Here is a 10,166-nt window from a genome sequence, read left to right on the forward strand (position 1 = left end):
GATCGCTCTGGGAGAGAAATTGGTAGTGAATCAGCGCCACCGCCGAGATGCCCAGAAAGGCACCGATCCACGACCAGAATCCTCAGGATCAGGATAACCACGGGCACTACTGTGTCCCCATCCTTTCCCAGGGCCGGGTGTTGGGGGTGCTCAATCTTTATCTCACCGCCGGCCACCAAAGAAACGATGCCGAAGAGGATTTTTTACTCTCCATCAGCAACACCCTGGCTGGAATCATTGAAAAAGAGCAGATGGAAGAGACCCTGAAGCAGGCCAAAGAGAGTGCTGAAGTGGCCAACCGGGCCAAAAGCGCCTTTCTGGCGGCCATGAGCCACGATATCCGCACCCCTATGAACGCCATTATCGGCATGGGTGAACTTTTGGCGGAAAGCACCCTGGATCCCGACCAGGAGCAATGGCTCACCGTCTCCAACCGGGCCGGGGAACAACTCCTCACCCTCATCAACGATATTCTGGATCTTTCCAAAATCGAGGCAGGGCAGCTGGAGCTTGAGTCACTCTCCTTTGATTTACCCGAATTGATCCTGCAAACCATGGAAATCGTCTCGATCCAGGCCCAGGATAAAGGGATACGACTCATTCATCAGCTGGATGCGTCACTCCCCCAAAAGGTGGATGGCGACCCCCAACGTCTGCGCCAGATTTTCCTCAACCTCCTCAGTAATGCCCTCAAGTTTACCGATCAAGGGGAAGTGACCGTCACCGCCAAAGCCGATACTGAAGGCCTCTATTCTTTTTCGGTGACCGATACCGGCATCGGGATTCCGGCCGATCGGCTGGAAGCCATTTTTTCAGCATTTGTACAAGCAAGCGCAGACACCACCCGCAAGTTTGGCGGTACAGGTCTGGGGCTTGCCATCTGCCGCCAGTTGGTTGAACGCATGGGTGGCCACATCCAGGTGGAAAGCACGGTCGGCCAAGGCAGCCGATTTTTCTTTACCCTGGCCTTCCCCCCTTCCGGCTACGCCCTTGGGAAAGATAAAATCGATCCCCAACCACTCCCCTTACCCCAGACGGAAACCACCTCAGGACTCAATATTCTCCTGGCCGACGACTCTGATGACAACTGCACCCTCATCAAAGCCTTTCTCAGCAAGGAGCCCCACCACATCACTCGGGCAGCCAATGGCGCCGAAGCGGTGGATCGCTTCCGCTCCGGTCGCTTTGATCTGGTTTTGATGGATTTGCAGATGCCGGTTCTGGATGGTTTGGAGGCGACCCACCAAATCCGCCGATGGGAGGCCAAAAACAGTCGTCCCCCCACCTTCATCGCTGCTCTGACCGCCTTTGCCATGAAGGAAAACGCCCAACAGGCCATAGCAGCCGGATGTAACTGCCATCTTTCCAAACCCATCAAAAAAGCCCGACTTCTGGATTTTCTGAATCGCCTCCCCGATATGGATGGTCAAGCCTACGGTCCCTGTTAGCCCTCATGGAGCAGACTCTCAGGACAAACTTTCACTCACCGGCAGCCTGATTTTTCAGGAAGGACGCTTCAGAAAAGCCTGGTATTGGTCATACGGAAGGTGCTGGAATCAACATCAAAGAGATACAGCAAGGGAGGGGCAGGCGGGCCAAGTCAAACGGGGAAGAAGAGAGAGACTCCCTTGGCGGAAAGATACCCACCCACGCTGGGGGGAAAAAGTGGGGCTTCCTAATCCATCCGGCTGAACACCTTCCCAATCAAGAAGGCATCCAACCATCAGCGAGTGAGTGATCAATCCGTACTGGGTGGTTCGACAACATCCAGTTGTTCATCCAGTATATCGAGTACGGCTGGTTGTTCATCCGGTATATCGACCACGGCTGGTTGGGCAGCGGTTGGTTCAACAGACTGGTTGGCTGCTGCATCCTCCTCAGGGGTGGTTTCCTGATCGTTGGCTGGGGGCTTGGTATCGACTGATCCGCCACCATCGACACCTGGCAGCAAGGTCTCCTCTGCCATCAAATCCTTGGCCTCGGCATCCGTTGCTTCAACCACCGGCTCTTTCACCGGAGTCTCCGGCAGTTCCAACGCAAGCTCCCTCAAGTCAATCGCCTCCTCAGCGATCTCCCGCAAGGCGAGCACCGTGTTCTTGTCGTTATCCCTGGGCAACGTTGATTCCATCCCCTTGGTAAGCTGCCGAGCCCGCCGGGCCGCCAAAATTACCAGATCGAATCGGTTGGACACCTTCAGCAGACAATCCTCGACCGTTACACGCGCCATGTAGCCATCTCCCTTTCGATCATACCAAAAACACTGAACCTAAAGCTCTCTAGCACACCTGTTTTCCAATAATTGGGTCTTTCAAATCAACCCTCAAGCATACCGACCATTTCATACCCACCGGATATTCCACACATCCAAACCATTGCGATACTCTAATCACTCTCAATTCCAAAAGAGGTCAACAACGCCTTGGCTTTGATCCCGATACGCTCCCGGCGCAACCGCTCCGCCAAAACGATGTGAATCAAATTTTCCTGGGCTCGGGGAAGATCGTCGTTGACCAAAAAATAGTCATATTCCCGCCAGTGGGACATTTCAGCCCCGGCTTTGCTCATGCGACGCTCTATCACATCCGGTGCATCATGCCCTCGTCCTTCCAGACGTTGATGCAGCTCTTCCCGGGAGGGTGGGACAATAAAAACCGAGACCACATCCTCCTTTGGCAAACTCAGGCGTACCTGTCTCGCCCCCTGCCAATCGATGTCCAGCAAAACATCTTTCCCAGCTGCCAGATTTTTTTCCACTACCTGCCGGGAAGTGCCGTAATAGTTGCCAAACACCTCGGCCCATTCCAAAAAGGCCTTTTCCTCAATGCGGTTTTGAAAGGTTTCGCTATCGACAAAACAATAGGCTTCCCCATCACGCTCCTGCCCCCGGGGGGCGCGGGTAGTGGTGGAGACCGAGGGACACACCTTATCCAAGTGCTCCAACAGATGCTGGGCCAGGGTGGATTTCCCGCCACCGGAGGGTGCGGAAAGAATCAGAACAAATCCCCGACGCTCTGCTTTTCCAGTCATATCAACCTCCCCGGCTGAAAGGGGCCGCTTTTTTACAGGCTGCCCCCTTCCCAATGGTTCAGGACATCAGACAGTCACTCCAGATTTTGCACCTGCTCCCGAATTTTTTCCACTTCACTTTTCAATTCCACCCCCAGACGTGACAACTCCCCATCCTGGGATTTGGAGCAGAGGGTATTGGCCTCCCGGTTCAACTCCTGGCAAAGAAAATCCAAGCGACGTCCAACCGCCTCTTTCTCTCCCAGCATGGAGCGTATTTCAGTCAAGTGAATGCCCAGTCGATCCACCTCTTCGGAAATTTCCATGCGGTTTAAAAAAAAGGCCACCTCCTGCAGGAGGCGATTTTCATCCACAGGCAGATCGGACATTTCCGCAACCCGCCCACGAAGCCGCTCTTCCATGCCTTTTTGGACCAGAGGCAGACGTTGGGCCACCTGTTGAAGCAACTCCTGGCACTGATCCAAAAAACCACCGATCAGCTCCACCAGCTCTTCCCCCTCCCCCTCCCGAACGACGCCCACCTTATGGGCGGCCTCTTCCAGGGTGAGAAGCACTTCCCGCTCCAGATAGCCCCACTCTATTTCATTCAGCTTGGGTAGGGGCGCCTCCCGAACCATTCCCGGCCAGGAAATCAATCGATCCAGGGTAAGGGTGTTCTGCTTGTGGTTTTTACCCGCTTCGGAGATGAGACGCTTTTCGATGCTCAAAAGAGCCTTGAGCATCCCTTCATCCAGGGTGAGGGCTCTTTTTTGCCCACCACAGGCAGAGATCGTCAGGGTGCACTCCAGACGGCCACGGAAGAAGAGGCTCTTTAGCCGTTTGGCAGCCAGAGATTCCATCTCCCCGAACGCCTCCGGGGTACGGATGGCAAGATCCAGGTAGCGATGATTCACCGACTTGATCTGCCAAGCGATTCGGCAATCGCCGAAAACACGCTCAGCCCTGGCAAAACCGGTCATGCTGCGGGGCATGGTAGAGACACCTGGAAGGGATGGGATTCGGGAAAGCACGAAAGGGGCGTATCCGTAAATACGCCCCTTTCAGCCAGTTCGAACGCCCTGACTTGAAGATCAAACTCAGGCGTTGTGGATGGCCTCGTATTTGGCCATCAGAACATCTTTGCTCTCTTCATGGTTGGGATCGGGCTCAATGCACTCCACCGGGCAGACTTCAACACATTGGGGCTCATCAAAAGCACCCATACACTCCGTGCACAGATCCGCATGAATATAATAAATATCCCGATCCACGTCGGAACCATCGGTGATCGCCTCATTGGGACATTCCGGCAGGCAGACATCGCAGTTGGTGCAATCTTCGGTGATAAACAAAGCCATGGGTTATCCTCCTATACGAAAACCTTGGAAAGCGAGGTTGGTCCAAAAGAAAGGTTTGTTAGCAGACTTGGTGCGGGAAGGCAAGAAAAACCGCCATTCCAAACACACCCCCTCGCAACGATGGAAGAGCTGAAGCCTCACCAATCCCGAAATTCCAGGTTTATGGCAAAGAGACTATCAAGCCTTCGGATATGCATGGGTTACGGAAAGATGGGCGCAAAGTCAAGGCCCGTGGATTCTTCCATACCCCACATGCAGTTCATATTTTGGATCGCTTGCCCGGCTGCACCCTTCACCAGATTGTCGATCGTGGCCAGTACCAGCAGCCAACCGGTGCGATCATCATAGGCCAATCCCAACTCACAGCGATTGGAACCCCGAACGTGATTGGTGGCTGGCATTACCCCGGCGTCCAGCACCTGGACAAACTCTTCGCCACGATAACGATCTCTATAAAAATCGACCCACCAGGAGAGTTTGCGGACTTTTGTGGGACGCACCAGGCAGGTAGAAAGGATGCCTCTGTTTTGTGGAATCAGATGGGGTGTAAATCGAATGCGCACCTTCCCGCCACCAGCGATCCCAAGCTCCTGTTCCATCTCAGGGATGTGACGGTGTCCCACCACCTTATACGGCTTGAACCCTTCGGCTACCTCGGCAAAAAGAGTCTCCTGGGCAGGAGAGCGCCCGGCACCACTGACGCCGGATTTGGAATCGATGACGATCCAATCCTCATCGATCAGATTTTTTCCCATAAGGGGCGTCAGTGCCAGCAAAACCGACGTGGGATAACAGCCTGGATTGGCGACCAAACGCGCCCCTGCGACCTGCTCCCGGTAAAGCTCAGGCAAACCATAGACCGCCTCGGAAAAAAGCTCAGGCGCTGGATGGGCAGCCCCATACCATTTTTCAAATACCTTGGCATCCTTCAGACGAAAGTCAGCGGAAAGATCGATCACCCGTCGCCCCTTCTCCAGCAGAGTCGGGACCACCTTCATGGAGGCCAGGTGGGGCAAGGCGCAAAAAACCAGGTCGCAGTCATCGACAACGGCCTCAGGATCCAAGGCCTGGCAGAGAGGGGTCTTTACACTACGCAGGTGGGGATGAACCTCTGATAGAGGCCTTCCGGCAAAACGTTCGCTTGTCACGTGGGTGATACGGGCTTTGGGGTGTGTCGCCAGAAGACGGATCAACTCCCCGCCGGTGTATCCTGTAGCGCCCAATACCCCGATGGCAATGGTCATGGCTTATAGATATAGAGTGAAAGAGAAAGGAGTCGCAAAAAAAAAGGGGAGACTTGACGCCTCCCCCCTTTTCTTTGCGTTGTGTCCAAAAAAATCAGCGTTTGGAGAACTGCGTGCTCTTACGCGCTTTATGGCGGCCATATTTTTTGCGTTCCACAACCCGGGAGTCACGTGTCATCATGCCGGCCTTTTTCAGGGCGGAACGATTTTCGGGATCGAATCCCACCAGGGCTTTGGAGATACCGTGCTTGATGGCACCCGCCTGGCCGGAATGTCCGCCGCCGATGACATTAACCCGGACATCGAAGCGATCACCGGACTGGGTGATGTCAAAGGGTTGCCGAATCGTCATGGTCAAAGCTGCGCGACCAAAATAGTCTTCAGCGCTTTTCTTGTTGACGGTAATTTTTCCGGTTCCGGGGAAGATCCAGACCCGGGCAACCGCTTCCTTGCGTTTTCCGGTTGCGTATTGGGCGTCCGCCAGTGACATGGGTTCTTCACTCCTCTTAAGGCCTTGCCCCCCCCGAACCATCCTCTTGGACAGACCGACCGATCCTCTTTAGTAAAGATCGGACACCGGGAAATGGGGCCGGAATCAGTTGTTCAGTTGCAGTGTCTCAGGCTTTTGCGCCTCATGGGGATGCTCTGCGCCATTGTATATTTTCAATTTACGGAACATGGCACGTCCCAATTTATTCTTGGGAAGCATTCCCCGAATGGCGTGCTCAACAACCCGCTGGGGAAAACGACCGGAGAGTTCTGCCTTGACTGTCTTGGTTTTGAGTCCGCCGGGAAAACCGGTGTGGTGGTGGTAGACCTTGTTTTCAACCTTGTTTCCGGTCAGACGCACTTTTTCGGCATTGATTACAATGATAAAGTCGCCGGTGTCCATATGGGGGGTGTAGATAGGCTTGTGCTTGCCTTTAAGGCGCCTGGCGGCTTCAGTGGCGAGGCGACCCAGAATGGCGTCCTCGGCATCAATCACGAACCATTTACGTGTGCCGGCAATATCATCCGGCTTGGCCATATAGGTTTTCACTGGCGAATACTCCCGACCCTTCCAAGGGGAAAAATAAGGAAGGGATAGTTTACAAAGGGGCTTCCTGGCAGTGACCTACTTTCCCACACCTTAAGGCGCAGTATCATCGGCGCAGGGGAGCTTAACTACCGAGTTCGGAATGGGATCGGGTGTTTCCTCCCCGCCATCGCCACCAGAAAGCCGTCTTGGCGATTGCGATCTTTAACAACTGAGTGGAATGGGCATACCAGTGTGCATCCGCAAGAACACTGATTGGGTTAGATAGTATGTATAAAAGCCAATGGACCAATTAGTACCGGTCAGCTTCACGTGTTGCCACGCTTCCACACCCGGCCTATCAACGTGGTGGTCTCCCACGGGTCTCATAGGGAAAACTCATCTCGAGGTGGGTTTCCCGCTTAGATGCCTTCAGCGGTTATCCCTTCCGTACGTAGCTACCCGGCGGTGCTCTTGGCAGAACAACCGGTACACCAGAGGTACGTCCACTTCGGTCCTCTCGTACTAGAAGCGGATCCTCTCAATTTTCCTGCGCCCACGGCAGATAGGGACCGAACTGTCTCACGACGTTCTGAACCCAGCTCGCGTACCGCTTTAATTGGCGAACAGCCAAACCCTTGGGACCTGCTTCAGCCCCAGGATGCGATGAGCCGACATCGAGGTGCCAAACCTCCCCGTCGATGTGAACTCTTGGGGGAGATCAGCCTGTTATCCCCGGAGTACCTTTTATCCGTTGAGCGACGACCCTTCCTCTCGGAATCGCCGGATCACTAAGGCCGACTTTCGTCCCTGCTCGACCTGTCGGTCTCGCAGTCAGGCTCGCTTATGCCTTTGCACTCTACGGTTGATGTCCGACCAACCTGAGCGAACCATAGCGCGCCTCCGTTACTCTTTGGGAGGCGACCGCCCCAGCCAAACTACCCACCATGCACTGTCCCGAACCCGGATAACGGGTCGAGGTTAGACACCAAAGCCAATCAGGGTGGTATTTCAAGGTTGACTCCACGAAGGCTGGCGCCTCCGCTTCAATGCCTCCCACCTATCCTACACAAACTGACTCTAGTGCCAATGCAAAGCTATAGTAAAGGTTCACGGGGTCTTTCCGTCTTGCCGCGGGTATGCCGCATCTTCACGGCAACTTCAATTTCGCTGAGTCCTGGGTGGAGACAGCGGGGAAATCGTTACGCCATTCGTGCAGGTCGGAACTTACCCGACAAGGAATTTCGCTACCTTAGGACCGTTATAGTTACGGCCGCCGTTTACCGGGGCTTCGATTCAGAGCTTGCACCCCTCCTCTTAACCTTCCGGCACCGGGCAGGCGTCAGACCCTATACTTCGTCTTCCGACTTCGCAGAGTCCTGTGTTTTTGGTAAACAGTCGCTCCCCCCATTTCACTGCAACCCCTTTCAGCTCCACGAGCAAGTCGCTTCACCTAATAGGGGCACCCCTTCTCCCGAAGTTACGGGGCCATTTTGCCGAGTTCCTTCACCCAGGTTCTCTCACTCGCCTTGGAATGCTCTTCCCACCCACCTGTGTTGGTTTGGGGTACGGTCATTCTCAACCTGATGCTTAGAGGATTTTCTTGGAAGCTTGGGATCAACCACTTCGTCTTCAAGAAGACTCGTCGTCACGCCTCAGCGTTATGGAGTCGCGGATTTACCAACAACTCCCGCCTAAACGCTTAACCCGGGACAACCACCGCCCGGTAGGTCTACCCTTCTCCGTCCCCCCTTCGCAGTTGAAAACGGTGCCGGAATATTGACCGGCTTCCCATCGGCTACGCTCTAAAAGCCTCGCCTTAGGGACCGACTAACCCTGCGCGGAATACCCTTGCGCAGGAAACCTTGGGTTTACGGCGAACAGGTTTCTCACCTGTTTCAGCGCTACTCATGTCAGCATTCTCACTTCTGATACCTCCACCGCTCCTCTCGGTACGGCTTCACAGGCTTACAGAACGCTCCCCTACCACGTATGAGTCCCGAAAGACTCACACATCCGCAGCTTCGGTACAGGTTTTTAGCCCCGTTATATTTTCGGCGCAGACCCACTCGACCAGTGAGCTATTACGCTTTCTTTAAAGGATGGCTGCTTCTAAGCCAACCTCCTGGCTGTCTGGGCATTTCCACTTCCTTTGCCACTTAAACCTGATTTGGGGACCTTAGCTGGCGATCTGGGCTGTTTCCCTTTCGACTACGGACCTTAGCACCCGCAGTCTGTCTCCTGTGCTCGCCTTGACGGTATTCGGAGTTTGGTTAGGTTTGGTAAGGCGGTAAGCCCCCCTAGCCCATCCAGTGCTCTACCCCCGTCAGACATACACAAGGCACTACCTAAATAGTTTTCGGGGAGAACCAGCTATCTCCGGGTTTGTTTAGCCTTTCACTCCTATCCACAAGTCATCCCCCCATTTTTCAACATAGGTGGGTTCGGGCCTCCAGTGCGTGTTACCGCACCTTCACCCTGCCCATGGATAGATCACCCGGTTTCGGGTCTGATCCACACAACTCGTCGCCCTGTTCAGACTCGCTTTCGCTACGCCTACACCTCTCGGCTTAAGCTATGCTGTGTAAATCAACTCGCTGACCCATTATACAAAAGGTACGCGGTCAGGCAGTACGAAACACCGCCCTCCCACTGCTTGTAAGCACACGGTTTCAGGATCTATTTCACTCCCCTTATCGGGGTCCTTTTCACCTTTCCCTCACGGTACTGGTTCACTATCGGTCGTCAAGGAGTATTTAGGCTTGGAAGGAGGTCCTCCCATCTTCAGACAGGGTTTCACGTGTCCCGTCCTACTCAATGCGCCCCCTGATCATGCACTTTCGCCTACCGGACTATCACCGTCTATGGTCGCCCTTTCCAGAGCTGTTCGACTAATACATGACCAGTTGATGACGCTGGCCTAATCCGCTTTCGCTCGCCGCTACTAACGGAATCTCGGTTGATTTCTTTTCCTACGGGTACTTAGATGTTTCAGTTCCCCGCGTTCGCTTCGCACACCTATGTATTCAGTGTACGATAACAGCCACATGGGCTGTTGGGTTTCCCCATTCGGATATCTCCGGATCAAAGTATGCTCGCAACTCCCCGAAGCTTTTCGCAGCGTGCCACGTCCTTCATCGCCTCTTGACGCCAAGGCATCCACCGTGTGCCCTTCTCGCGCTTTCATACATCACGTAATCTACATCACGTATCTCTACATCACGTATCTCTACGTGAACTACTATCAAAACACCAGTCCATGCCCTCACGGACACAAACCAGCATACCCATTCCAATCAATTGTCAAAGAACGCAAATAGCAAAGACAAAAAAAACAGACAATAAGATTCGAAAATCCCATCCCCTGCTGCTCTCGCCTTCGCTTTCGGATAATCATCGGTGTGGGCGCTGACCAAACATCCGGTCATCGACCGAGCTATATGAATACCCTTGCGGATACCCAAATGCTCCTTAGAAAGGAGGTGATCCAGCCACAGGTTCCCCTACGGCTACCTTGTTACGACTTCACCCCAGTCGCTGATC

8 protein-coding genes and 3 rRNA genes are annotated in these 10,166 nt (G+C 54.1%); 1 reads left to right on the forward strand and 10 read right to left on the reverse strand.

All coding sequences use genetic code 11. The features are described from left to right. Positions 1–47: 47 nt before the first annotated feature. Positions 48–1,448, forward strand: coding sequence for a response regulator (locus tag HQL52_18940; GenBank protein MBF0371522.1), 1,401 nt, complete (start codon positions 48–50; stop codon positions 1,446–1,448). 290 nt (positions 1,449–1,738) lie between these two features. Here the strand turns inward: HQL52_18940 and HQL52_18945 are convergent, their stop codons facing one another. The 10 genes from HQL52_18945 to HQL52_18990 form a co-directional block, all read right to left on the reverse strand. Next, entirely contained in the window at positions 1,739–2,227 is a 489-nt protein-coding gene (locus HQL52_18945) for a DNA-directed RNA polymerase subunit omega (GenBank protein MBF0371523.1), read from the reverse strand. A gap of 155 nt (positions 2,228–2,382) precedes the next feature. Then, positions 2,383–3,027, reverse strand: a complete 645-nt coding sequence (gene gmk, locus HQL52_18950) for a guanylate kinase (GenBank protein ID MBF0371524.1) — start codon at positions 3,025–3,027, stop codon at positions 2,383–2,385. A gap of 74 nt (positions 3,028–3,101) precedes the next feature. Continuing rightward, positions 3,102–3,998 carry a YicC family protein gene (locus HQL52_18955; protein MBF0371525.1) on the reverse strand — a complete coding sequence of 299 codons (897 nt, stop codon included), beginning with the start codon at positions 3,996–3,998 and terminating at the stop codon, positions 3,102–3,104. Positions 3,999–4,103: 105 nt separating this feature from the next. Beyond that, positions 4,104–4,364 (reverse strand): YfhL family 4Fe-4S dicluster ferredoxin, encoded by a 261-nt coding sequence (locus tag HQL52_18960; protein ID MBF0371526.1) that lies wholly within the window; start codon positions 4,362–4,364, stop codon positions 4,104–4,106. Positions 4,365–4,564: 200 nt separating this feature from the next. Next, positions 4,565–5,608, reverse strand: a complete 1,044-nt coding sequence (locus HQL52_18965) for an N-acetyl-gamma-glutamyl-phosphate reductase (protein MBF0371527.1) — start codon at positions 5,606–5,608, stop codon at positions 4,565–4,567. A 94-nt stretch (positions 5,609–5,702) separates the two neighbouring features. Beyond that, complete coding sequence (rpsI, locus tag HQL52_18970; protein ID MBF0371528.1) at positions 5,703–6,140, reverse strand: 30S ribosomal protein S9; 438 nt, start codon at positions 6,138–6,140, stop codon at positions 5,703–5,705. Between the two features lie 63 nt (positions 6,141–6,203). After that, positions 6,204–6,635, reverse strand: a complete 432-nt coding sequence (gene rplM / locus HQL52_18975; protein ID MBF0371529.1) for a 50S ribosomal protein L13 — start codon at positions 6,633–6,635, stop codon at positions 6,204–6,206. A gap of 74 nt (positions 6,636–6,709) precedes the next feature. Continuing rightward, positions 6,710–6,824 (reverse strand): 5S ribosomal RNA (rrf, locus tag HQL52_18980). A 91-nt stretch (positions 6,825–6,915) separates the two neighbouring features. Next, a 23S ribosomal RNA gene (locus HQL52_18985) occupies positions 6,916–9,810 on the reverse strand. A 288-nt stretch (positions 9,811–10,098) separates the two neighbouring features. Beyond that, positions 10,099–10,166 (reverse strand): 16S ribosomal RNA (locus HQL52_18990); the annotation flags it as partial.

The sequence above is a fragment of the Magnetococcales bacterium genome (assembly GCA_015232395.1).
Taxonomy (GTDB): Bacteria; Pseudomonadota; Magnetococcia; order Magnetococcales; family JADFZT01; genus JADFZT01.